Origin of the sequence: Photobacterium galatheae (assembly GCF_000695255.1) — a bacterium.
GTDB lineage: Bacteria > Pseudomonadota > Gammaproteobacteria > Enterobacterales > Vibrionaceae > Photobacterium > Photobacterium galatheae.
Genome location: NZ_JMIB01000038.1, coordinates 22,446 through 48,159 on the forward strand (window position 1 = coordinate 22,446; position 25,714 = coordinate 48,159).

At 43.6% G+C, this 25,714-nt stretch carries 21 protein-coding genes and 1 pseudogene; 13 read left to right on the forward strand and 9 right to left on the reverse strand.

The window, feature by feature from the left end:
* Nucleotides 1–3: 3 nt before the first annotated feature.
* The 4 genes from bcsA to EA58_RS21750 all read right to left on the reverse strand — a co-directional run bounded on the left by bcsA (nt 4) and on the right by EA58_RS21750 (nt 4,074).
* On the reverse strand, nt 4–2,625 hold the full coding sequence (gene bcsA / locus EA58_RS17950; RefSeq protein ID WP_036756103.1) for a UDP-forming cellulose synthase catalytic subunit: 2,622 nt from the start codon (nt 2,623–2,625) through the stop codon (nt 4–6).
* A gap of 22 nt (nt 2,626–2,647) precedes the next feature.
* The gene (bcsQ, locus tag EA58_RS17955; RefSeq protein WP_051642193.1) at nt 2,648–3,421 is read right to left on the reverse strand and encodes a cellulose biosynthesis protein BcsQ; all 774 of its coding nucleotides are present in this window, start codon (nt 3,419–3,421) and stop codon (nt 2,648–2,650) included.
* Entirely contained in the window at nt 3,418–3,648 is a 231-nt protein-coding gene (locus tag EA58_RS17960) for a hypothetical protein (RefSeq protein ID WP_036756105.1), read from the reverse strand. The genes bcsQ and EA58_RS17960 overlap by 4 nt, the downstream gene beginning before the upstream one ends.
* 105 nt (nt 3,649–3,753) lie before the next feature.
* A complete protein-coding gene (locus tag EA58_RS21750) occupies nt 3,754–4,074 on the reverse strand; it encodes a hypothetical protein (RefSeq protein WP_161781075.1) in 321 nt (106 codons plus the stop codon).
* 190 nt (nt 4,075–4,264) lie between these two features.
* Here EA58_RS21750 and bcsE point away from each other — a divergent pair, with 190 nt between their 5' ends.
* The 3 genes from bcsE to bcsG are packed head-to-tail and all read left to right on the forward strand — an operon-like array spanning nt 4,265 to nt 7,504.
* Nucleotides 4,265–5,716, forward strand: a complete 1,452-nt coding sequence (gene bcsE, locus EA58_RS17965) for a cellulose biosynthesis protein BcsE (RefSeq protein ID WP_161781076.1) — start codon at nt 4,265–4,267, stop codon at nt 5,714–5,716.
* Nucleotides 5,713–5,859 (forward strand): hypothetical protein, encoded by a 147-nt coding sequence (locus EA58_RS21905; protein ID WP_200872202.1) that lies wholly within the window; start codon nt 5,713–5,715, stop codon nt 5,857–5,859. Before bcsE ends, EA58_RS21905 begins: the two co-directional genes overlap by 4 nt.
* Nucleotides 5,860–5,884: 25 nt before the next feature.
* On the forward strand, nt 5,885–7,504 hold the full coding sequence (bcsG, locus tag EA58_RS17970; protein WP_036756108.1) for a cellulose biosynthesis protein BcsG: 1,620 nt from the start codon (nt 5,885–5,887) through the stop codon (nt 7,502–7,504).
* An 865-nt stretch (nt 7,505–8,369) separates the two neighbouring features.
* Here the strand turns inward: bcsG and EA58_RS21115 are convergent.
* The 4 genes from EA58_RS21115 to EA58_RS17990 all read right to left on the reverse strand — a co-directional run bounded on the left by EA58_RS21115 (nt 8,370) and on the right by EA58_RS17990 (nt 13,414).
* Nucleotides 8,370–9,761 carry a S41 family peptidase gene (locus tag EA58_RS21115; RefSeq protein WP_051642195.1) on the reverse strand — a complete coding sequence of 464 codons (1,392 nt, stop codon included), beginning with the start codon at nt 9,759–9,761 and terminating at the stop codon, nt 8,370–8,372.
* A 159-nt stretch (nt 9,762–9,920) separates the two neighbouring features.
* Nucleotides 9,921–10,916, reverse strand: coding sequence for a DUF2860 family protein (locus EA58_RS17980; protein ID WP_051642196.1), 996 nt, complete (start codon nt 10,914–10,916; stop codon nt 9,921–9,923).
* 105 nt (nt 10,917–11,021) lie between these two features.
* Nucleotides 11,022–12,659, reverse strand: coding sequence for an ATP-binding protein (locus tag EA58_RS17985; protein ID WP_036756111.1), 1,638 nt, complete (start codon nt 12,657–12,659; stop codon nt 11,022–11,024).
* Nucleotides 12,660–12,676: 17 nt separating this feature from the next.
* Nucleotides 12,677–13,414, reverse strand: a complete 738-nt coding sequence (locus EA58_RS17990; protein WP_235199646.1) for a response regulator transcription factor — start codon at nt 13,412–13,414, stop codon at nt 12,677–12,679.
* A 549-nt stretch (nt 13,415–13,963) separates the two neighbouring features.
* On the opposite strand from EA58_RS17990, the gene EA58_RS17995 reads away from it, so the two are divergent.
* The 9 genes from EA58_RS17995 (at nt 13,964) to EA58_RS18035 (ending at nt 24,434) form a co-directional block, all read left to right on the forward strand.
* Nucleotides 13,964–15,124: an MFS transporter gene (locus EA58_RS17995; protein ID WP_036756114.1), complete on the forward strand. Its 1,161-nt coding sequence runs from the start codon at nt 13,964–13,966 to the stop codon at nt 15,122–15,124.
* Nucleotides 15,105–16,592 (forward strand): non-ribosomal peptide synthetase, encoded by a 1,488-nt coding sequence (locus EA58_RS18000; protein WP_036756115.1) that lies wholly within the window; start codon nt 15,105–15,107, stop codon nt 16,590–16,592. The genes EA58_RS17995 and EA58_RS18000 overlap by 20 nt, the downstream gene beginning before the upstream one ends.
* A 1-nt stretch (nt 16,593) precedes the next feature.
* On the forward strand, nt 16,594–17,739 hold the full coding sequence (locus EA58_RS18005) for a glycosyltransferase family protein (protein ID WP_036756117.1): 1,146 nt from the start codon (nt 16,594–16,596) through the stop codon (nt 17,737–17,739).
* A 14-nt stretch (nt 17,740–17,753) separates the two neighbouring features.
* On the forward strand, nt 17,754–18,224 hold the full coding sequence (locus EA58_RS18010; protein WP_036756119.1) for an AAA family ATPase: 471 nt from the start codon (nt 17,754–17,756) through the stop codon (nt 18,222–18,224).
* Nucleotides 18,225–18,228: 4 nt separating this feature from the next.
* Nucleotides 18,229–19,494 (forward strand): chorismate-binding protein, encoded by a 1,266-nt coding sequence (locus EA58_RS21120; RefSeq protein WP_051642197.1) that lies wholly within the window; start codon nt 18,229–18,231, stop codon nt 19,492–19,494.
* Nucleotides 19,494–20,651: a hypothetical protein gene (locus EA58_RS21125; protein ID WP_051642198.1), complete on the forward strand. Its 1,158-nt coding sequence runs from the start codon at nt 19,494–19,496 to the stop codon at nt 20,649–20,651. The genes EA58_RS21120 and EA58_RS21125 overlap by 1 nt, the downstream gene beginning before the upstream one ends.
* A gap of 22 nt (nt 20,652–20,673) precedes the next feature.
* Nucleotides 20,674–21,483, forward strand: coding sequence for a glycosyltransferase (locus tag EA58_RS18025; RefSeq protein WP_036756120.1), 810 nt, complete (start codon nt 20,674–20,676; stop codon nt 21,481–21,483).
* Nucleotides 21,484–21,485: 2 nt separating this feature from the next.
* A complete protein-coding gene (locus EA58_RS18030; RefSeq protein ID WP_036756121.1) occupies nt 21,486–22,976 on the forward strand; it encodes an AMP-binding protein in 1,491 nt (496 codons plus the stop codon).
* 75 nt (nt 22,977–23,051) lie between these two features.
* Nucleotides 23,052–24,434, forward strand: a complete 1,383-nt coding sequence (locus tag EA58_RS18035) for an alkaline phosphatase (RefSeq protein WP_036756122.1) — start codon at nt 23,052–23,054, stop codon at nt 24,432–24,434.
* 73 nt (nt 24,435–24,507) lie between these two features.
* Here the strand turns inward: EA58_RS18035 and EA58_RS21130 are convergent, their stop codons facing one another.
* On the reverse strand, nt 24,508–24,759 hold the full coding sequence (locus EA58_RS21130) for a hypothetical protein (protein ID WP_051642199.1): 252 nt from the start codon (nt 24,757–24,759) through the stop codon (nt 24,508–24,510).
* A 282-nt stretch (nt 24,760–25,041) separates the two neighbouring features.
* On the opposite strand from EA58_RS21130, the pseudogene EA58_RS18045 reads away from it, so the two are divergent.
* Nucleotides 25,042–25,504: pseudogene (locus EA58_RS18045) on the forward strand (DUF417 family protein).
* The last annotated feature ends 210 nt before the right edge of the window (nt 25,505–25,714 follow it).

The window sequence follows — 25,714 nt, forward strand, 5'->3', positions numbered from 1 at the left end:
CTTTTAAGTCCTGTTTGGGACAAAACGAGGTCTGAGAGACCCGATCACATCAATGACCGATAAGACAAGTTGTACAACAGTCGCAAGGACTTTGGGGCCGTGCCGGATCAGACGCCGGTAGCCGTCGAGTCCCACCTGAAGCACCGCCTGCATGCTCGACAGCGGCTTATCCGATGCATAAGACTGCTGCCACTTCGACCAGGTATCGGCACGCGCGAAAGTGCACTGCACATAGTCAATCCGTTGTTGTGTGCTCAGTTGATCCAATTGCAGGCCGAGCATCCCCTCCCGGGCAAAGGCGATGACAGCCGGGAACACAAACGACTGGTTGCCGCGACTCAGCACAATCGCCAGTTTCTGTGCCGCCAGCGCTTCCAACTGCCCCTTGTCGTCGTCAGCCAGCTGAATCCGCATCCCGCCCAGTGAGAAGTCTTTCAACACAGCCTGAAGCAAATGGCCGGAATGCAGTCGGATCGCTACCGGCATCGACACCTCAACCCGGTGATCGCGGCGCACTTGCTTGGCTTCAACCGCAACAGCCACGGCAGCACCAAGGATCAGCAGGTTGTAAAGTGTCCAGATGAGGTTCACCAGCACTGTGGTGAACTCATCTGCTGGCCCCCAGCCTAATCGGTAGACACCCACGCCAAGACCCAGCACATTCAGCAGCACCAGCACCAGATAGGGCCGTGAAATCACCCAGTCATAATGGGATGCTTCGACCAGCCCACCTTTCGCGGTGACGTTAAATTTGCCCTTATGCGGCGCAAACAGCGCTACTGTGGTCGGGCGGGCGATATACCAGGCCAGCACGGTTTCATACACTTCCCCCCAGAAGGAGTAACGGTAATCGCCCTGCATCCGCGAGTTGGTCATGCTGGCGTGGATCATATGTGGCAGCACGTACAGCACAATGGCCATCGCCGGTGCATAAATGATGTATTCATGCAGCAACAGGAACGCCAGCGGTGCGGTCAGGAAAACCAGCCGCGGAATCCCCGAAAGAAAATGCAGCATGGCATTGGCATAACAGAGTCGCTGCGACAGCTTCAGCCCTTTGCCGGTCAGCGGATTATCGACCCGGAAAATCTGTGCCATCCCACGTGCCCAGCGAATCCGCTGGCCAACATGAGCAGACAGCGTTTCTGTCGCCAGACCGGCTGAAATAGGCTGTTTCAGGTACGCCGAGTGATACCCCAGACGGTGCATTCGCAACGAGGTATGCGCATCTTCAGTCACAGTTTCCACCGCAATTCCGCCGACTTCTTCCAGCGGGGCACGGCGAAGTACCGCACAGGATCCGCAAAAGAAGGTGGCATCCCACAGATCATTGCCGTCCTGAATCAGGCCATAAAAAAGATTGCCTTCATTCGGAATATTTCGAAAATTCGACAGGTTCCGCTCAAATGGGTCTGGCGAAAAGAAGTGATGCGGCGTCTGAATCAGCGCCAGCTTTGGATCCTTAAGAAACAGTCCCATCGTGAGCTGAAAAAACGCACGGGCCGGAATATGGTCACAGTCAAAAATTGCAACATACTCACCGCTCGATTGTTTGAGCGCATAGTTGATGTTGCCCGCTTTGGCATGCTCATTGGTCGGACGGCGAATATAGTGCACCCCGACTTCATCGGCAAAGTCACGAAAACTGTCCCGTTTCCCGTCATCCAGAATATAGATATTGAGCTTATCCTTCGGCCAGTCGACACCCAGCGAGGCGTACACCGTAGCGCGCACCACATCCAGATCTTCATTGTAGGTCGGGATCATGACATCAATCGTCGGCCAGGATTTTACCTCTGCCGGCAAGGCAACCGGCTTGCGGTTCAGCGGCCAGATGTTCTGAAAATAGCCCAGCATCAGCACCAGCCAGGCATATGTTTCAGCGAGCAGCAGCAGGCTGCCCAAACCCAGCGCCAGCGGCTCATCCCAGTTCAGGGTAGACGTATACCGCCACCACAGGTAACGGCAGGAAGCCGTCACTGACAGAATAATCAGTAACAGCGTCGGAAAATGGCCGGGCATGCGCCGGAACATCATCGCCAGCGCCCAGAGCAACAGCACAAAAACCGTTTGTGCTTGCAGGCCGAACGGTACGGTAAAGCAAATCAGGGCCAGCACCACCACAGCACACAACAGCAGAAGATTCACCACGCTGCCCATGCCGGATTCTTTTAAAATCGCTCGGAACGCTTTGCTATCGCCTTCTGTCGCCTGCTGCTCCAGCCATTGGACAACCAGACTGAAACGTTGCAACGGCAGATAAAACAATTGACCCAGCCCGTGATAAGCCCGCCCCAGCCACGTCAGCAACCGATCTTTGAGATCCTGAGGTGCCTGCTGCCTGACACAAAGCAGCCACAGACTCTGGATCAGAAAACGGATCGGATCCAGCCAGGTAGGCGCTGCAAAGTTGATCTGCGGATAATACACAAGTGGCAGTCGCCATACCGGCACACCAGCCACGACCGGCTTCAGCAGCACAAAGGCAACAAGCAGCCAGCACCCGAGCACAAGGTGCCCCAGCATGGTTGCCGGTTTGCCACCTTCACGTTCGAAAACCTGTTTCTGAACCTGAAACTGATCGGCCACCCAAGTTTTAAAAATGAGATTGAAGACGTTCAACATAACTCAATGTTCGGATCAGGAATCAGTTCGACGACAGCAGCGCAATACACCAGAGCGCCAGCGACTGATAATCTCTGGCCGCCTGACTGCCCGGTGAATAGTGCTGCACTGTCGTCAGGTTGGCGACACTGTCCATCAATGCCATATCCCGGTGTAAAACAACCGGAGATAACTGCGAACCCAGCTCATTTTTCATCACCAGCATGAAATCACGGCTGAGTTCTGTTTCCGGCTGAAACTGATTCAGCACAAACTTCAGGGGGGCCTGATGATCAGTGTCTGCGAATGCCTCAAACCTGCCCATATGGTGTTGAAGCAGGCTATAAGAAATCGCATCGGGCATCAGAACCACGAGCACCAAATCAAATTGATCAGATGGATTCAATTCGGTCAGCCATTGAAGGTCACTGAGCACTAAATGATAAAGCTGCCAATGCTCCCGCTCCTCGCCACGTTTCACCCGGGTCAGTGATGAAAACAGTTCAGAGAGGGACGCCTCTCGCTGCGCGATGAAACGTTTCAGTAAAGGCTGATTGAGTTGCCCAAAAGGCAGAAATGCCACCCCATGCGGGCTTTCGAGGCCAGACGCATGCCAATCTCCAGCCGCACAGATACGGCTGGCCCAGCCATCTGTATCACTGAAAGGCATACCCAGATGCAACCGGAGCACATTGACGGGATCAGCATCAACCACCAGCACATCTTTCTGCACATGCACCAGAGACTGTGCCAGATTTGCTGTGACTGTATTTGAACCCGCACCGCCCCGAAGACTCACAATCGCGACGCGTTTCATTTGATGTTCACTGGGTTCTGTTGACGGCTGTGTCGATTTTGCAACGCACGACCAGACGGCTCAGTCGAGGACTGAGGCTGAGCTGACAATGTCGGGTCTCCCCGAAAGATGAGCCATTTCCGCTTTGCATTGGCATAAGTCTCATTTTCCGTCATCTCAATATAATCACGGTGCGGCATTTTATAAGACGCATAGATAGCATCAATATCTTTGGCTGGCACGGTCACGAATGATCACCACTTGTAAAAATAGAAACGATAAAATCACACAGGAATCAATGAGAATGATTCCCGAAATCAATCAAGCATTCATTTTAATTTTTTTGTCTTTTATTAACTTTTAGAACACATATTTCTTAAAAAAATCACACAACGACATCCTGTCTTCAAAGCTAAAAATTGACGCCATGAAGAAATAGAGACCGGATATTCATCATCATCTTTCAAATAATTATCTATAGAACCAATCGATAAGCAACCGTTCACACAAAAAATCAAATGAATATGAATAAAAACATATCCATACAGGTTGACTGCAATCTGAGAATAGCGATGATAAAAGAAACACTTCTTTAAAAGTTTCACTTTTTGAGCAGATTCTATATGATCTGCGTTTATTTTTGACACACTTTTCTTGATGTCTGAATCAGGCATCTCCAGTCATCACGCCTTGAACAAGGCACATTCTGGCTGGGATGACGCAGTATTGGTAACATTTATGTCTAATTATCAAGGCACGCCGCCTATTGAAAAAAAAGAAAAGCGTTCGGTTTATGTTAATTTATTTGGGCATAAATCTGCTGCAACCGATTACCTGATTTTGACAAATAAACATAATCAAAACATGACTTTCACATGCCTGAATGATAAAAACAGCTTTTATCATGGCCTGAGCGATGAAATATTACCTGAATTCACCGAATCGCTAAAGCGCAAAGGGAATCGCATTTATTTCCTGACAAAAAATATCTCTGAACGTTCACTGAATGTTGAAAACATAATTCAGGATATTTTTCGTATTCGCATGCCGAAGCAGTCAACGTTGACGATACTGATTCCTGATATCCTGCTGGTCAATCTATCGCAGCAGCGCCTTGGCAACCTGCTCGAACAGCTCAAACAAGATGCAACGGCGCGGAATATAACGATCGCGGTGTGGCTGTATGGTTCGCTGGCCACCTCACTCAAGCCAGCTCTGATGACGTACAGCCATTTGCTGGCCGGGCTGGCAACCCTGACAGCGGTCAGCCCCAATAAATATCAGTACCACATTGCTTTCTGGGCCAACCGCCAAGGTGTCCGGGCCGATGAAACCTGCCTGATGAACCGGGAAGCCGCCGGAGAATTCATCGTCCTCCCATCGTCCAAAGCTGCCAGTACATCGCGCATCAAAACGGATGCGGCTCAGTCTCACATTGTTCTGAGCAAAGAAGCACTGAATGACAGAGAGCAGCCAACCGAGCCATTAAAGCTCATGCCTTCCAACCAGGCTGCACTGAACGAATCCGAGTATCCGGGAAGCACAACGCTGATTCTGGGGTGTGACTCACCCGGGATGATCCGCCAGCTTGCCATCGATTGCTACAGGTTCAGACAAAAAAACGGTCCCCAGCCGAACCTCATCATTCGGGAAACGCGTCAGTGCCTGCGATACAGCGATGAAGCATTTCTGCTAAAAGCTGGCGTGAATTTGATCGTGCCGCATCATCTGCCTTTTGCCCGACTCATGAGTCAGGCTGAAGCCATTCAGCATCAAGTGCTGGTGCGTTCGCTGCCGGAAGACATAGAAGCACTCTTGTCTTTCGATTTGCGCTATGAAAACCGGGGTTATCTGGAGAATCAGGCATTTTCCCAGTACTGCCATCAGGTCATGCAACGTTCAACGCCATCTCAGCTCAGATTCGCCCTTGTGAAACTCAGTCTGTTGCCCGGCATGACAGCAGATGAATGCCTGCGGCTGTGTCATCTCCGGCGAAACGGCGACGTGGTGACAGCCTGTCATGATGCGCTTTATGTCCTGTTCAGTGCAATTCGCCAGACCGATATTCACACAGCCCTGAACAACATTTTTGATTTTCCGGTGCGAGATCTGTTTCGCAATGTGCGGATCATCCACAGCCATCACGATACTGAGCAGGAATTGAAAACTATTGTCGAGCAGGCGGTCTGTGTTTCTGCTTCCGCAGAACATATCTCGATGGAAGCACATCAGGTTTCCGAACGCTCTGCCGCACGGCCTGAGGTCGTTTCGCTGTTTGCCGTGTCTAAACCCATTCAGTTACAGGGTGAATCATGAATGTTGACGACTTTCTCCTGACCGCCGGCATCAGCCTGCTGATTGGCCTGATGCTGGGCTATTTCGGGCGGAAACTGACCACCCTGGGGAAACGGATCTATCGGACCCATTTCAGACGTTCCCACTACTTTGAACAAGACTAACAGAACAAAGACATACGAAACGCCCATGACGACCCAATTGACTTCCCGCCCCGCTCAGCCCTTACAGGGGCTGGGTTGGTGGAACATTTATTTCATCCTCAAAATCGCTCTGTTCCTGCAGGGAACGATCGACTTCCACCCGCTGGAAAACTTTGCGCTGGTCGTCTTTCTGCTTTTACCGCTGAAAGCCCGTGCACTGCATGTTCTGCGTCTGGTCATTGCCATTCCGGCGGCTGCCTGGCTGATGCATGACGATTCCTATTTGCCCCCACTGGATCGGCTCTGGGCTCAGGCAGGTCAGCTCATGCAGTTTGAAGGCAGCTATCTGCTGGAACTGCTGGGCCGGTTTATCTCTTTTCAGACCCTGCTGGCACTGTTTGCCGTGGTTGCCGGTTATATCCTGCTCGATCGCGTCTTTCGGGTCTCGGTCATTGTGGTCGCAGCCCTCGTCTTCATCAGCCTGCCTTCAGCCAACGTGCCGACCGCGGTTGCTCAACCGGAAAGACAGACTGTCAGCGAGAAGACGGTGACTTCAGTGACATCCCCTGCTGGCACCGATGATGCGTCGCTGAACACTTATCTGTCCGGCTTTTTTAACACCGAAGCCAAACGGCAAGTCCTGTTTGACAGCCCAGCGCAAAACGAAGTGCCTTTTGATCTGCTGCTGCTGAGTCTCTGTTCTGTCGCCTGGGATGATATCGAAATCGCCGGGCTGTCTGATCACCCGTTATTCAAGGAATTCGATGTCCTCTTTGATCAGTACAATTCGGCCACTTCATACAGCGGTCCGGCGGTGATCCGCCTGCTACGTGCGAGCTGCGGTCAGGAAACGCACAGCCAGCTGTTCTCGGGCGCACCGTCACAGCAATGTTATCTGTTTGATAACCTGAAAAAACTCGGATTTGAAGAGAATCTGGTGATGAACCACGACGGGGTGTTCGATAACTTCCTGCAACTCATCAAAACGGATGGTCAGGTCAGCGCCGATTTGATGCCGCAACAGGGCTTCACACCTTATCAGAAGGCCTTCGACGGCAAGCCGATTTACCGGGACCGACAGGTACTGGAAGATTGGTTCACACACCGGCAAGCTGACCACAGTGAAAAAGTCGTCACGCTCTACAACACGATTTCTCTGCATGATGGCAACCGGATGATTCGTGGTGATGCTTCGACCAGCATGGCCAGCTACAAAGCACGGTTGCAGCACCTGCTCGATGATCTGTATGCCTTCTTCCATACCCTGAAACAGTCAGAACGCAATATCGTGGTGGTCATGATCCCGGAACATGGTGCCGGGATGAAAGGGGACCGGATGCAGATTTCCGGCATGCGTGAAATTCCGTCTGAATCAATCACCCATATTCCGGTTGGGCTGAAAATCTTTGGCAAGGATATCGTTCGCACCGGTGAACCCGTCCACGTGACTGCGCCAGCCAGCCATCTGGCCCTGTCGCAGCTTATCAGTAACGTCCTGGCACAGAATCCGTATCAAACCGGACGCTTCGACCCAGCCAGCCTGATCAAAAATCTGCCGGAAACCCCTCGGGTTTCACAAAACGAAGGTTCAACGGTTATCGATGTGAATGGCAAACCATATGTCTCACTTGACGGCAACAGCTGGTCGGCATACCCGGCCCACTGATATCTGTTTCTCCGTTTTCTCATGCCATCCCACTTCCTTCTGTCATCCCCGCGCAAGCGAGGAGCCAGTGACTTTCAAAGATAAACTGCGCGAAAGATGAGAGAATAAAATAAATCCGGTCGATTGCTTTCATCTCGTGCACAGTGGATTCCCGCCTTCGCGGGAATGACTATAATTGGTTGATTTTTAAATAAAAACATATCAGTTTTTATCGAAGGGTTTATGTCGGAAAGACAGGCGCAAGCGGGGAGCCAGTGACTTTCAAAGATAAACTGCGCGAAAGATGAGAGAACAAAATGAATCCGGTCGATTACTTTCATCTCGTGCACAGTGGATTCCCGCCTTCGCGGGAATGACTGTAATTGGTTGATTTTTAAATAAAAACATATCAGTTTTTATCGAAGGGTTTATGTCGGAAAGACAGGCGAAGGCGGGGAGCCAGTGACTTTCAAAGATAAACTGCGCGAAAGATGAGAGAACAAAATAAATCCGGTCGATTACTTTCATCTCGTGCACAGTGGATTCCCGCCTTCGCGGGAATGACTGTAATTAGTTGATTTTTAAATAAAAAACATATCGGTTTTTATCGAAGGGTTCATGTCGGAAAGACAGGCGAAGGCGGGAAGCCAGTAACTTTCAAAGATAAACTGCGCGAAAGATGAGAGAACAAAATGAATCCGGTCGATTGCTTTCATCTCGTGCACAGTGGATTCCCGCCTTCGCGGGAATGACGATAGTTGATTGATTTTATTTAAAAATTATAAATTACATCGAAATATTCGTGTAGAAAAACAGGTTTCGTCGAGCAGCACAACACGCCTCGTCCTGCCTCTCATGACGGCGTGTTGTGCTGAAATTTTCTCTCTCAGAACCCGTAAAACACCAGTTCATAAGCAGGGATGAATTCATGGGCTGACGTGAACTCTGCCGAGCATTCTGTGGGTAGAATCCCCGATTTGTCGAGACGATTTCCATTCATATCCACCAGCCAGAATTCGGGCACAGACACCCCAAATGAGTCGGACAATGCCACATACGAGGGTTCTGCGTAAGCTCCCTGTGTCGCACTGCCAAAATGTTTCACCTGTGGCTGTGTTTTAACGGCCAGGGCCAGAATCTCAGCAGCACCGGCCGTATCCTGATTCGTGACCAGATATACCGGCTGGTGATATTGCACCGAACCTTCAGGTTTGATGGTAACAACGCTGACAGAGCCTCCCGGGCGTTCAAAGCCAAAGACGGGCATCTCAGTTGTAAAAAAGCGTTCGGCAATCAGTTGTGCTGTCAGGTAAGAGCCGCCGGGATTTCCGGTCAGATCCAAAATCAGCGCTTGGGTGTGCTGCAGATCCGTCAGAATCAGATCCAACTGCTGCCTGATCTCCGCTTCATTTTGCTGATTCAGATGGCTGACCAGCATTACCCCGATGTTGTCCTCAGTTTCCCCCCAGTAAAACATCGGATGCTCACCATCCGAGGACTTCAGCGACTGCATCAGCAGGTAATGCTCAACAGCCTGCAAATAAGCATTTTTATCACCGCTCTGTGTCGCGATGCTCTGCGCCGCTATCGGGTTCAGCCAGGCCTTGCCTGGCAAAGTTTCCCCAGTCGCCTTCCGGTGAAAATCAATCGGCTGACTCAGAAAAGAAGATCGGCGATACGGTTGCGTGATGTCACCATCTTTGTGTACCAGAACCTGAAACATCGACAACGAACCCAGCATAGCTGTGACATCTTCCGGCACAGGCTCCGAGGGATTCATACGTTCAGACAAAACCGGGTTATTTTCAATAACCGACCAAACCAGCGCCGTTTCATCACGCACAACGTTCAGTGCCCGGGCTGCCAATGTGGCAGGTTTTACAATCAGTTTCACCATGTCAGCGTTATCCCGACCACCGGAATCTTCTGCCCATAGCCTGAAGATGTATGTCCCGGCCATCGAAATATCAGTGACTGTCGCTTGTTCGCGATCACCATTCAGGATATTGACGGGCTGAGGGCCAGACGCCAGGCTCCAGCTCACCTGACGAATATCATAGATATCGAGGTAACTTTTCACTTTGCCCTGAAGCGTGATGCTGTTCACCGGTAAAGTCAGCACCTGGTCCCGACCCGCATCCACGGTCGGTTTGGTGAGCTTTTCACCATCCTTCGATAAATCATCGGAACCACAACCGAAAAGCATCGTGGTGATCCACAGCAAACTGCTCAGAACCAAACGGCTCAGAACATAGGGGCGTATCGGGGAATTTTGCATGGCAGATTCTCTCTTCATTCCACTGAAAAACAGATCATGACTTGGCTCAATGCAGATTAATGCCAGCGTTCAATATTCGCTGTTGTGATCGTTAGACCGTGTGTGACACTTTGTGACCACCTCAGACGCAGTGACGCGGCTCTCCTGAAGCCAATGGTCTCAGAATCGATAGCTGATCCCCGCGGAAATAAAATGGGAGTCCGTCTCATAAAATTTGATATCGCTGTTGCTCTTTTCCAGCCCACCCAAAACATTCAGCCCCAGATTTTCATTCCCCAGCAACCCCTGATACACGTAAACCAGCGTGGCATTGAGCCGGGTTGTATCCCTTTTCTTACCGAATACCGGGTTGATCCCGTCGTAATCTTCATCGCTGTACTGGAACGTTGTATAAAACCCGTGACGGTGGTAATTCAGGTTGATTCCCAACTGATACCCTAAAGCCGTAAAGTCATTCGCAGCCCCATCTGCATTGCGTTCGGTGTAGATCAGACGGGGAACCAAAGAAAGTACACGATTCACAGGCATCAGCAGTTCTGCAGACCCTTGCCGGAACCGGCTCTCCCGCTGCAGTTGCTGACGCTGCGCATCGCTGAGCATCAGGCTCTGACCGGAAAGATCTTCGCCATCCAGCTGATAATCAACAAAGCCATAACGCAGGGTCAGGGGAATTGCTGAAGCCGTGAAAGCCAATCGGCCACCATGCGTGGTTACGTCGGTTGTCTGACGTGCAACCCCGGTCAGGAAAGGATCTTCCCAGGTTTCATTCAGACCCGGCAGTTTCGGAAAATAGGCCAGTGTGAGTTCACCCAGCGCAGGAAAAACTTGCGTCACACCCAGCTCAGCCTGAAGCTGACCTTCAGCCACCTGATCCTGACTTTGTCCGATAAAAAACTGCGTTTGTCCGGATGGAAGGGTATATTGCAGTCGGCCTAAGGGCGCAATCTCAGTATCATCCGTTGTCTTTCCTGAGTTATTCAGATCCTCCGTCACGGCATTCTCATCATGGGTATTGAACTGAGAGCGCTGGTGAATGGCAAACCCATTCAGACTGATTTCACCGCTCCAACCCGGTCGCTTAGAATCTGGCCCATTCGCCAGAACATGGCCTGAAAGCAGCCCTGCAACGAACAGGGCAATCATTGGTTGTTTCATCGTTTTTCCTCGTCAGATAAGCATGTCTGGCACCCATGCTAAGTAACTGAGAAAAAACAAAACAGGCCATGTCTGAGACGGTTTGTGACCAAGTGAGACAAGCGCTCAGACGGCGGACTCCTGCGCTGCTTCTTTCGCGGAAACCGGCTGTACTGTTGCTTTCAGCGCGACCGGCCAGCGCAGTGTAAATCTGGCGCCACCGAGGGCAGCGTTATCGAGTGATACACTTCCCCGGTGCGACAGAAGAATTTGCCTGACAATCGCCAGCCCCAGGCCGTGCCCCTGCCGGGTATCCCGCTGCTGATTATCCACCTGCGTGAAAGGATCAAAAATGCTTTCCCACATCGACGCCGGTATGCCGGGTCCATCATCTTCAACCGTGAAAACCCAGTCATTCTCCTGCCGTTTCAGTTCTAGATGAATCTGACGAACAGCAAAACGTCCGGCATTATTCAGCAGGTTATTGAGCACACGCACCATGGCTCTTTGATCGACCGAAAAGCACTGTGTTTGCAGGGAAGAGGGAAAAGAGAAACTGACCGTCAGATCAACCAATTCTTCCTGAAGCAACTGAACTTCATGCTGAAAAATCGGAACCAGCCGACAAGATGAAATCTGCACCATCTGGCTGTTCACACTATAGCGGGAAAGCAAAAGTGTTTGGTTGATGAGGTGGTCGAGATCATCAATACTTTTGTGAATAATTTTCCGGTAGTTTTCTTCCTGATCTTCCCTGATATCTCGATTAGAAAGCATTTCAAAGGCAAAGCGAAGCCGATAGAGGGGCGTTCGTAAATCGTGGGCGATGGCATTCGTCAGTTCCCGGTGGCCATTAATCAGCTTTTCAATGTTATCTGCCATTTTGTTGAAGGCATTGCCCAGTTGGGCAATCACAGACCAACGCGAAACTTTACCCCGCTGGCTCAATCGGCCCTCACCAAAGTCATCCGCGGTTTTTGCCAGTCGCTTTAAATCACGCCAGAGCGGATACAGCCACAAGAGTAACGCACCAGAAATGGTCACGAGAAAGAGTAATATCACACTCAATTGCAATTGTTGCTGCGTGTTCTGGCTCTGCACATCGTGGATACTAATAAAGTAATCATCATTAAGACGGGTATAGAGCAGCGTACTGCCATCATTCTGTGTATGGCCAACCACCTGACCATTCAGTAACCGCCGTTTCTCTGAATCACTGAATGTGACTTCGTCGGTCTTCACGAGCCTGGCCTCAAATGGCCGGTCAACTGAGACGGAATTCAGATAAGCTGGCCACTGCGTTTCAGGTAAGCGCAACACCGAACGCTTCAGGATATACAGCGCACCTTGTGACTGAATCGCGATCAGCTCATTCTCAGACAGATTCATGGCATAAAACAAGACCCACTGACTATCTGCAATCTGCTTGAGCAGCGCAGTGGGATCACTGAATGCCATCGCCAGTTCCCCCTGATTGAACCGGCTCAGCACTTTTTCATCCCCTGCGTACTGCGCCAAAGGCACCAGCTTTAGCTGAGAGCCGAACTGTTCGCTGAGATCATCAATATAAGCCTGCCACTGTGCCTGAGGCCGATTCACTAAGTCATCATGAATCACCAATAAGGTGTCATCGTATACCTTGGCATAAAACGCGTACATCATTCGCTCACTCATGTAACTGATCGGGCCAAACCCAGTGGGTACGATGAGAAAAAGCAAAGGGAGAATGATCGCCAGCCAGAGAAACGCAAATGCTTTAATCATCAGATGCAATCCATGCTTCAGTGACCCGACATACAGAGCTGGTAACCAATGCCACGGATCGTTTTAATCAGTTGCGGGTTTGCCGGATCGTCATCCAGAGACCGACGCAACCGGGAAATTCGCCGATCGATGGAACGATCCAGCCCGTCATATTCATAACCACGAATTTGCTGCATGATTTCTTCACGTGAGACCACCTCGCCCGACTGCTGGGCCAGCAGATAAAGCAGCTCAAATTCTGCCGTCGTCAAATCAACCGACTGATTTCTGAAAAAAACAGTGCGACGATGAAGATCAATATGCAGCTCACCGACAACCAATGATTCTACCCGTTCTTCACCTGTATTTCGCTGCATCCGCCGGAGCAAGGCCCGGACTCGGGAAAGCAGTAAACGAGGCTGAACCTGCTTAATCACATAATCATCGGCGCCGAGTTCAAGACCCATCACCTGATCAATGTCATCGTCCAGAGCGGTCTGCATCAAAATCATGCCTTTATAGTCTTCCCGTACCAAGCGGCAGACATCCATCCCCGACATGCCCGGCAGCATGATATCGAGAATCACTAAATCCGGATGTTTCTCCAGAATCTGGCTGACTGCATCCTGACCATTGCCGACCGTCAGTACCCTGAACTCATGCGTTTCAAGAAATTCACGAATCAAACTGGCGAGTTCCTGATCATCTTCCACCAGCATAAGGGTATATTTTTTATCATCCCCGCGTACCTGCTGCATTTTTCTTACCTTCACCATGTATCCCTATCCTGATGTTATCGCAGGCCAGTTGCGCACCTTGTGACAGTTTGTGACTGATCACGAAAGAAATTCATCAATAACACGTCACTAAATAAATTCAAAATATCATAGGAATTTTAATGCAACATGTTGATTTTTCCTCTTTTTGTACTGATGAACCTGAAATCACGCAATTCCAGATTCAATGTAGTCGGACGACACAATCCTGGCGCATCGCAAATGAACAAAAGGTTTTGTAAATTGCAATACCCATGTCCGGTACATAGCCTCCGAAAATGCACAGAAGCAGTTTTGAGTCCTGAGAGATCATTCCCAAAATCTATCAAAGCCTTCTTCAGCCACTGATAAAAGCGATGAATAACAAATGGTTAGTTTACTTATTTTGCGACGAAAATGTGACACAAAAACAATCTGATCGATATTTAACCAAACAGACACTTTACAGTGTGACCAAACACACACAACCAGACGCATAGGCTACTAAGTGCTTATTGAGTGCCTTATCCTCCCAGCCATTCAAATTAATATTCATTTTGTAGAGATTCCATGAATTACGCGAGTAATAATTCCAAAGCGCTTCTTGTAAAAATGGTAGTTACAAAATCAAAACTATTTGTACTTGGCTATATTACTCCAGTTTATTTAAATCAATTAGGTTTCTCCTTTCAAAACATTTCATTTTATATTGCTTTTATCAGCTTAACACAGTTGGTACTCAACTATTTCTCATCATTTCTTGTGGACAGAAATGATGTAGTCAAAATATTCATCATAAACTCACTTTTTCTATTTTTTTGCAATATCCTTTGGATCTTTATTTTTAATGAAAAATTAGGGGCATTCTTACTTGGAACAATAAATACACTTGCTGCAATGCAAATGATATTTATTGTAAAAATAGGAAAGCAAGAAATTGAAAATGACAAAGTCATGTCATTTCTTTCCACTGAAGGAATGATAAGCAATAGTATCACAATTGCCCTACCTGCTTTATTAGGACTAATGGTATTAGATAAAGAAGTCTCAATCATCATTCCATCTACTCTTCTAATCGTAGCAGTCATGGACATTGTCTTACTGACTATCACTAAATTTAAAAGGACAGAAAAAACAGGAAATAAAAGCATACTAGATTTCAGTCACATGAAAGAAGTTTTCAGAATAAAACCAATGTTTTGGTTTCTGAAATTTGGATTTTTCTTCAATTCTTTTGAAGCTGTTTTCTCTTTTTTCCTTATCAAAGAGGTTATCACTCGAGATGATGTATCAGGTTTTTTCATTACTATAGTTGCAATCGTTGGATCCGTAGGTCAATTAATTGGGTCGACATACTGTAAATATATAAGAATTGACTTATATAAAAATCGATTTTTTATTACTTTTTCAATTACATTTTTACTATCAGTCAGTCTTTATTTAGATGACATTTACTTACTTTCATTAAGCTTACTCTATGTTTCGATAATAAAAAGCATTTCTAATTTATTATTTTGGGAATCAAGACACAGACTTGTTCAAGGAAAAAATTACGCTAAGGTTTCAACTTCATGTAGTTTAATTTTCAGAGGAGGTAGTGCTATCTCAATGTTTATTTTCCCTGCACTAATCCTGAATAGTTCGCCATACGTAATAATTATATTTGCAGTCTTCATGACAATCTTAAGCTTTTCGAAAATAGAAGGAATGTATGAACATCAAACTCAATAATGTAACTCTGAGTAATACCACTGATATCCATCGTGTGTGTGAATTAAACATTGAGGGAGAATCTATCTCTGTCATCAGTCTAAAGTGGGGAGTTTCGAAGACCATTCATGCGTTAAAAGAATCGGAAAGACAGAATAACTCGACTATTTTTATCAACCATCAGGTTCTCTATGAAGAAGTAACAGAGAATCAGATGAGCGACATAAAAGATATCATTAAATTCAATCACGTGAATGTTATTCAGTCAGTTATTACAAAGGTTTTTCAAGACTGCCTCGATAATGTATCGCTCCAAGAAAGTGACGATTTTTTTGAAAATGGTGGCCATTCTCTTTCAGCAATGAATCTAGCAGAAAAGCTCACACTTAGTTTAAGAGTCAATATTGACCTTGTAGACATATATAGATACAGAACACCGAAAGTACTAGCAAAGAGTATTACGGAGAAATATTTTGAGATCAAACAACTTATTCTTTCCGCCTTTCAATCAGTGTTAGGTGATCAGAAAATATCAGATAATGATGATTTTTTTATCTCAGGTGGGCATACATTTCAAGCTAGTCAACTTGTTGAAAATCTTCAGTCAGATACTGACATTAATATTAATCCCTATCATCTTTTCAGATATAGAAGCCCGGCAGCACTCGCCTCATTCATATTAACCAGAGATCATAATAAAGAAAATTTAAAGAATGTTGTCAATATGGGTGGAAAGGGCCATAAATCAATTTATCTGGTTCACAGTATTAATGGCACTGTTAAGAATTTTGAACACTTGGCCACAGAACTAACAGTACATGGTGAAGTCTTCGGCATTCAAGCTTCAGGCCTAAGACGGAATGAAGCTGTTTCATCAGATATGGAATTCATGATTTCAAACTATCTTGAGCAAATCCTTAATATTGAAAAAAGAAAAGAAAAAAATATCATCACTGTTATTGGTTACTCCTTTGGCAGTTTTGTTGCCCATGAAATTGCTTGCCGACTAGAAAAGCAAGGTTACATCACCAAACTAGTATTAATTGACATTGATGTTAAAGAATTAAATACACCTTGGGATTTAATGCATTATATTGACATTGTATATTCTACGGAAGGACTTGTTCTTGATTTAAATCTATATAAAAATAAGAATCAGAAAGAGTGCCTTGAAATTCTTCATCAAGATGGCATACGAAAAAAAATATTCCCAATATCAATCGATTATCATGCAATAGAAAATCAATTCAAAATTCGTCAAGGATGTCATGACGCAATGAACAATCATGTCATGTCCACATTTAATGGCCATGCTCTTTATATTTCGGCAGAAGATAGTAAGTTCGATAATTCAGCTAACGACTGGCATCATTATATCAATGGGACACTCCTTAAAAAAACATGTTCTGGTGACCATTTAGAAGTACTTTCAAATAAAAAATATGTGAAAGATGTAGCTCAAGAAATTATTCAATATATGGAGTTTTAAGTTGAAAATATTATCTATCCTAAACATATCAAACATTGATGACATCAATTGTGATTCTGGTTTTGTCTTTCAATGCCTCATGGCAAAGGAAGCAAAGCAACATAATTTTTCATTTTCTTTAATCGGACCAGATATTCCTGCATTTAGGGAGGTCGATTTTCCTGGAGAGAAAATCTATTTAGATATTGGGGGAAGCAAGTATGAATCGAGATATAAATTTCCATGGGATGAATTCAGCAGAATAATTGATGAAGTCAAGCCAGATACAATATTCAATAATCAAATTGAATATGCACCAATAATTCGAGCTATTCTGGAAACAAAACAGCAAGATTGCCAGATATACTCATATATTCATTATTTACCCGTTGAGCCTAATGGTGATAAGTTCAATATTGATTCAGCAATGAGTGGAAAGAAAATTTCAGAAACACTACTAATGAGTATTGTTTCTGGTGTATTTTCTTCAGATAAACTATTCATTCAAAGTAACTTTGCAAAAGAGCTCATGCATAAGGTGCTAGAGACATACAATATGCAACACCTCTCATGTAAGGTTTTCATCTCTCCACCTCCTGTTGATTCAAGGATGGTGAAATCGGATAAATTGCGCCGCAGAGAGATCATCTATAATCATCGTTTATATAAACATTATGGGACTGAAGAGTTCATTGAAAAAATTTCTCTTCTCAGTGAGAAAACTAATTTTACACTGAAAGTTTGTGACCCAATGCCGTCGCGTAGTCGTGAGCGAAATAGACTTGACCCGTATGTTTCTCAGATAAAATCTCACATTCAGGAATTACCCTTCAGTGAAATATTTAATGAAGGATACAATCGGGATAAATATTGTGATCAGATCTTATCTGCACGATTGGCAATTGCGAGTTTCCGTAAAGGTGCTGTTTGGTCGATGAGTGTTCTGGATTGCCTGTCACTTGGTACCCCTGTGCTTGCACCTGATATTGCTTGTTACAGAGAACTTGTTCCTGAATCCATGCTCTTCAGAAATGATCAAGAATTCTTTCAGAAAGCGGAAAAAATACTTAACTGTGAAGAAACATTTCATCAAATGTCAACGGAAGCCGTTGAATGGTCTAAAACATTCAGTGCTGAGAAAACATTTCATCAAACATTCTTAAACTAATTAAAAATATTCTTATGTCACAACTGTATATGCTCTGCGGCTTTATAGGCAGCGGAAAGACGACTTATGCTAAAAAGATAGAAAAAAATGAAAAAGCCATTCGATTTTCCATGGACGAGTGGATGATACCGCTTTTCGGTGAAAGCATGTCACGGATTGAATTTCATGAAAGGCATTCATTTTTTGAAGAGAAGTTTAAAGAAATAGCAATTCAACTTTTAAACAATAATCAAAGTGTAATATTTGATTTTGGCTTTTGGACGAAAGAGCATAGATCAAAGTTTTATGAATGGGCAAATGAAAACGAAATAAACATAAAGAGAATATTTCTATCAACTGACATGAATACATGTAAAGAAAGGGCAATAAAACGCTCCGAATCACATTCAAAAAACAGTTACATAATTACAGAAAGCATGTTTAATGAATTAAAGAAATTATTTGAAAAACCATCTGAAAATGAATATGACTTAAGGATATCTTAATCACATGAACAATCAATACACACTATTCGAACTCGCAAAGTCAATCGAAAAAAAATATAGTCATGATGGATTTTTTATCTATCACGATGGCAATCACTTACATTTAGCACTGGGCGTTAAACGTAGTTTTTTCCTTGATCATCAAACAAAATCAGACCCATTCTCGCAAATTGAACAATGGTGTTTAAAATTAAATACAGATGAGTATGCTTTTGGTTACCTATCATTTGAAGCTTGTTGCGGGATTATCAATGAATACCCAGAATACTTACATAATGATGCGATATTTTTTGTTCCCAAAGAACATTATATTCTGGATAACTTTGAAAAAATGTATCTTGAAAGCCTGCTTTCTGAAAGTCCACTTCTGATTTCTCTCCAAGAATCAATGACGCAAAATAAAAGAACTCTTTCTGAATCTCAAGTGGAAAATGTGCTCCTAAATCATAAGAATGAGTATATTTCCTCTGCAAGACATGCCATTAATGACATGGAATTGAATTCACTTGAAAAAATGATCCTTTCAAGAAAAGTTCCTGTAAATGAGGATGTTGACTTTACCGAAAGTTTTGTCAATGGCTATCTAAATTCAATTTGGAATCGCTCATTCTATATGACATTAGGCGATGTTCAAAGTTTTGGATTTTCTCCAGAGATATTATTCAACTCTGATTCAACCGGACATATATCTACAAATCCTCTCGCTGGTACAAGAAGACGGGGAAGAAATGAGAAGCACGATCAAGAAATGGCACAAGAATTAAGAGACAGTGCTAAAGAAGTCAAAGAACATGCCATGTCTGTGTTGTTAGCACAGCAAGAATTGGCAAGGGTCTGCAAACCAGATTCTATTTCAATTACAGAATTCATGGAAATTAAAAAATATTCATCAGTGCAACACCTTTCATCACGAGTCAATGGTGAACTCTCACCATCACGTTCTATCTGGGATGCAATGAGAGAAATAGCACCAGGGGTCACTGTATCTGGCATTAACAAAGAAGAAGCTATCCGCTGTATTCTTGATCTGGAAACACAGCAGAGAGGAATTTACTCAGGTGCTGTTGGTTTTGTCAAGGGAGACGGGAAATCTGATTTTACCTTACCTATTCGGTCAGTGTTTAAATACTTAAACCAAAGCTATGTACAAGCTGGTGCCGGTTTAATCCCAGAGTCAAATCCACAGGAAGAGTTTTTGGAAACATCCAATAAATTAAAGTCAACATTGAATTACCTGTGTATTAATAAAAAATGTGCAGAAGAAATGTGATGGAAAAAACTATTCTCTCTGTAAGTGTGATGACACATCCCACAAGAATTTATTTCGCCAATCGAATCTTAAGATCATTAGGAGATATTGATGCACAAATGGCTGTCGACCCTGACCCTTGGGGGTCAAACTCTACAATTCGCACTGCAACAGTGGCATGGCGACAAATTTCAAAGCTATCGACACATCATTTAGTACTTCAGGATGATATTAAGTTAACAGAGGACTTCATTCACAATGTAAAAAAAATTGCCGAACGTTTTCCTCAACATCCAATCGGATTTTACGCAAATTCTTCAAGCCGAAACGGCATGTCCATTCGGCTTGCCGTCATGCAAGGTTGCAACATCGTAAAAGCGGTTCCTGAATATTCTCCATGTCTAGCCATCCTAATGCCACGAAAGCTGGCTGAAGAATTTGTCCAATTTTCATCACGAGCAGCTAAAATCGGCGATGCTGATGATGATGTTATGCGATTGTTCTTAACGACGATAGAATACCCACTTCTACTGAGTGCACCGAGTCTTGTTGAACATATAGGACACCAAAGCTCAGTCGGAAACAACTTTCAAGGCAAGAGAATTGCTTCTTGTTTTGTCAATGAATCACCTAGAGATTGGTTTGATCATCTTAATTTATCTCAAATAAACGATCATATGATCCCACACTATTCAAGAAGTAAACTCTGTCTATATAAAAATATTCGAGAAGAATGGCAAAGTAATAAAGCAATCGGCAGTCAAAATCACAACTGGAAAGAACTCAATATTGAACATAACTTGAAAATACTTGGGCTCACCCCCCATGAATTGATTCATCTGTTTAATATTGACCTACAAACATGGAATACAGATATAGCAGAAAGAATTATGAATGATTTCAATGCTCATCAAGTTTGGCACTTTTGGTTGATTGGGTTCATTATCGGCTCTCGCTACCTTAGCAAAAAGGTATCTCTACAAAATTCATCACAGAAACCATATCAATATATTTTGATAAAGAAAGCAATTGAAACTATCACGATGCAGATTTTTCCTATCGAGCAAAATGAAATCGCTAGTGAGTATCAATATCTGCTGCCATTTATCTATCGAGCAATTTATGTCGGCCAAACAGAAATGAATGGTTTGATTAATTACTCTGATTGTAGTTCATGAACATTTGGCAAGGTCATAATCAATGAATCAAATTAAATATAATGCGTCTGTTATTATTCCAACATATAATAGAGTGAACTTACTTCGAAAAACTCTACAAAGCCTTGTCAGCCAAACCCATAATCGCTTTGAAGTGATTGTCAGCGATGATGGTTCTTCTGAAGATAATTTGGAACTAATCAGGTCTTTTGAAGGTCAGCTTGAAATAAAATTTATTTATCATCAAGATACAGGATTTGCAGTGGCCAGAGCCAGAAATCTTGCAGCAAGCATCGCACGTTCTGATCTTCTGATCTTCATTGATACGGGAGTTATTCTTCCGCCAGATGCAATCGAACGTCAGTATCTTTATCATCAAGAAAATGCAGGTGCGCTCATCGGAATCGTTCACGGTGATTTACATTCATCCCAACACGATCATAATCATGAAATTGACCCAGATGTAATCGATGAGAGAATTGCTCAGTTTTCGAAATATGGTTATGACCTATCCGTTCTTCCTTGTCCGTGGATATTTTTCTGGTCATGTTATTTATCCATAAAAAAACCTCACTTTTTACAAACCGGAGGCTTTGATGAGTATTTCACCTCATGGGGAGGAGAAGACGTCGAACTTGGGATCAGACTTCATAAGCAAGGCATTCACCTTTGTGTCGATAAAAATATCGAAGCCTTTCATATTCCACACGAGCGTCAGGAAAAGTTAAATATAAAAACAGACAAAGAAAATAGAGAATACATCATTTCAAAACACCATGACTTACAGAACATTCATTTATTGAGACAATATGGATCACGAGTCATGAATGATATTGCAATGAGCGAGGATTAATCATGTTAGAAAGTACTATTATTAACACAATGAATAATCATGCTGAAAAAACAGCCTTAATCTATGGAAATAAAAGTACAACTTTTTCTGAGGTGAATCAATTTACCTTATCAATATCACAACACCCAGCGGTAAACGACAACGAACGTATAGCTGTTATCATGGAACAATCAGATCTCTGTGCCATGACAATTATCTCACTGATTTTACTTGGGAAAACAGTCATACCATTTGATAAAAAAACATCTTTAAATCGGATGAAAAAATTAATCAATAGTCATGACACCTCCCTTGTGATCACTGATTCATCTTTAATTTCTGATGTTAAATCCACATTTGACAATATGAATATTTATAACATCAGCACACTTGATTACTCAAATATTGAGCACATTTCATTTGATGTTAAACCGAAAGTAAAGAGTTCATTTATTCTTTTTACTTCGGGTTCAACAGGTATGCCAAAATCGGTATCAATTAAGAACGTTGACATTCTTAAATATATTCAATTTTGCCAACACGATTATCAAATTCACAGTGATGATGTTTTAATTAATCATGCACCATTTGGTTTTTTGCTTTCATTCTTTGAATTATTCTCTGCCTTCATCACAGGAGCAACACTGGTTATACCAACTGCATCTGAGCGTTCAAATCCAGTACTCATAAATGACTTATGCTCCCGTCATCATGTTTCTATTTGGAATTCTGTACCCTCATTACTGCGCATCTATCAAAAGTTTGACTTCCTTGAACCTCTAACCAAAATCAGGTTATTAATGTTTGCAGGTGAAGCAATGGAGGATAACTTACTTGAAAAGTTACGGGGACCATTTCCAAACGCGACCTTCATTTCATACTATGGTACAACTGAAACGAATACCGCATTTAAAGCTAAGATATATCCCGGAGTTAAAACAGAACATGTTTCATTTGGTTTCCCTCTACCTTATGTGAAGTTTAAAATTGTTGATATTCACAATGAGCATAAAGAAGTGAAAGAAGGGCATCTATTAATCTCTTCCGATACGATGATGGATGGATATCTCAATCAGACTGATGACGACAGTATTGTGAAACTTTCAGATGGAAATCAATACTACCGTAGCAAAGATATTGTAAAGCTCTCTGAAGATGGACTCATCTATGTTGGTCGTCTGGACTGGACAATCAAAGTCGCTGGCAACCGTGTTTCTGTCGTAGAAGTAGAAAATACCATCAATCAGCATCCTAACATTTCTCAGGCCGTTGTTATTCCTGTTCAAGACCCTCAAATCGGAAACAGGCTAGATTGTATTATTGAGTTCAATGGAAACAAAAAAATTGAAAAACAAATTTTAATTGATTTTTGCAAGGAACATTTAAATTACTATGCAATTCCTTCACAATTCATGTGTTCCTCTGAACCTTTTCCGCTCAACAAAAACCAAAAAGTTGATCGAAATTTGGTTATTGAAAATTACAACCGTGATATTTATCAAATGATAAATTAATTAACGACAGTATAGTGAATATTGACATGAGTATGGATTGCTCATGTCATCTATTTAAATTATGAGATATTTATAATGATGAAAAAAATTATACTCTTCTTTTTTATAAGCATTCTACCTTTCCCTACAATATCTTCTCCGTTAAATCATAGTTCTCTTCAAAAAATTTCACCGCCCCAAAACATCATTATTTTTATTGGTGATGGTATGGGGCTAGGACAAATTGAAGTCGCCAGACAGTTCGAATATGGTAAACATGGTTCACTATTCATCGAGTCTTTCCCTCATGTTGCTTTAATCAAAACTCACTCTCACGATAACCATGTGACTGATTCTGCCGCTGCCGCGACTGCAATTGCGACAGGTGTGAAAACCAATAACCATTCGGTCGGTATTGACCCCAATGGTAAAGAAATAGACAGCATTCTTGATGACTTTAAGAAATCAGGCCGTAAAGTCGGTATAGTTACAACCAGTACAGTCACAGATGCTACACCAGCTTCTTTCACTGCCAGTGTTCACGAACGATATCAAGGTCAACCCCAGGTCGCACGACAGCTTTTGGCCAGTAATTTTGATGTTATCCTTGGTGGTGGAATGAAGTACTTTGGTGCCAAATACCAAAATGGTGAGAATTTGATACCTCAATTTGAAAAGAAAGGGTACACATTTGTTCAAAATGAAAAAGAACTTGGGAATATATCTAATTCAGAAAAATTAATTGGTCTGTTTCATCAGTCATTCCTCAATTTCAATTTAGATCGACAGATGTTGGATACTCAAGAACCAACATTGTCGTTAATGACAACAAAGGCCATCCAAGTATTAGAGAAATCTGAAGATGGTTTTTTCTTGATGGTTGAATCAGGTCGAATTGATCATGCTTCCCACAGCGCTGATTTTACAAGCCTATGGAAAGAAATGATTGAATTTGATCGGACAATTCAACAGACTTGGGAGTGGAGTCAACAGAAAAAAGACACATTAATTCTTGTTTTATCTGACCATGAGACAATGGGGTTCTCTGTAACCGAACCAATGGATATTCAGAAACTAAAAAATATCTCTGCATCTACCACATATATAGCATCAGTTTTAAATCAAACTTCTCAAGAATTCCCATATCAGCCAGCGTCTGTAAAATCCATTATCAAGAAATATTCGGGTATCGATATTCATGATGAATTAATATTTAAATTAATTCAAAACATGACAAATGAGCAAGGCGTTCTAATTCCTGAGTATAAAGTCGGGTGGGAGATCGGTTCACTGATTGCCAGTCAGCTCAATGCAGGAGTTTTAGACAGACGTGTCAGATACCAATCCAGTACAGGAGGCCACACCAGTAACATGGTCCCATTATTCGCATATGGTCCAAACTCTCAGTTATTTCATGGTGTACTAAATAATACTGATATCCCGAAACTTATACGTTTATTAATGAATTTACCTTCATAAAGGCTGATGATATAGACCCGAATCAAAAATATTACTTTTAGGTTATAAAAAACCCCAACCATGTGTTGGGGTTTCATGTGATTTGCTCGTTAGGCACATATTTCAACACGGATGTAGCTATGCAGGATGCAGGTCGCTCACACTGCCAGCTATCGTATTGATCACCAATCTGCATTTTTGTTGCAGACAGTTTCTCGACATCGTCGTCAAACCGCCGGGTACCATTCCAGGTTGGTGTGATATAAACCTTTTTGATGTCTTTGATAGATTCAGCACTGAATACATCCTTACTTTGAAAATCAAATGGCTGATACACCAGCTTCATCTGACCATTGATTAATTTCCACTCACATTTTGCATCATCAGTAAATAAAGCATTCTGTTCTTTTCCGGCAAAAAGTATTCAACGTCACCCTGAAGGGTGAACGTCTTATCTTCACGATGCATTCGCTAATTTATTGACAGATAACACCTAAAAAAGGGTTGAGTCATTCAGATGAATCGCGCAGAACTGAAACCAGAACTGAAATCAGAAAAATGAATTAGAGTCTGAAATTTTAACGACTGGCAATGGTCTTCTTGAACACGCTGAATAAAGGAGTCAACGATGTCTGTCAATACACCACACAACACAAGAAACATCGGCTATACCCTGGGCACAGCCGGAGTCATTCTGATTTTACTTTGGCTGGGCCTCTATAAATTTACCCCAACCGAGGCCAAAGCCATTGAACCGCTGGTCGCCAATCATCCGCTCATGAGCTGGCTGTATCAGGTCCGTGCAGGCGGTCTCGAATCTTATCGGGCTGACTGAAATTCTGGTCGCTATCGGGCTGCTCATTGGTTTCTTTCAACCGCAGGTCGCATTCTGGTCTGGGGTTGCGGCCTCAATCATTTTTGTATTCACACTCAGCTTTATGCTGACCACCCCTAATGCCTGGAAAATTTCTGACGGTATTTTGATCCCGAATTTCTTTTTGTTTAAAGACATCGTTTTTCTGGCAATGTCCATCAGTATCACTGAAAGGGCAAAGCAATCTCTGCCAGAACAAATTTTAGCAGAGCATTAACATGAATGATTCCGGTTGAAAATAGGGGAAATCCCCCTGTTTTCAACGCTGTGAATCAACACGCCCCTTAATCATCAGCATGCATACCAAAACCACGAAGTACGTCGCAAATACATCTATCTCCCATAGCCACTCACAGACAAATATCTCACTATAATGGCTTAAATGTAGTGATTTCATTCAATTCATATCACCAAATTTCCTCTATTC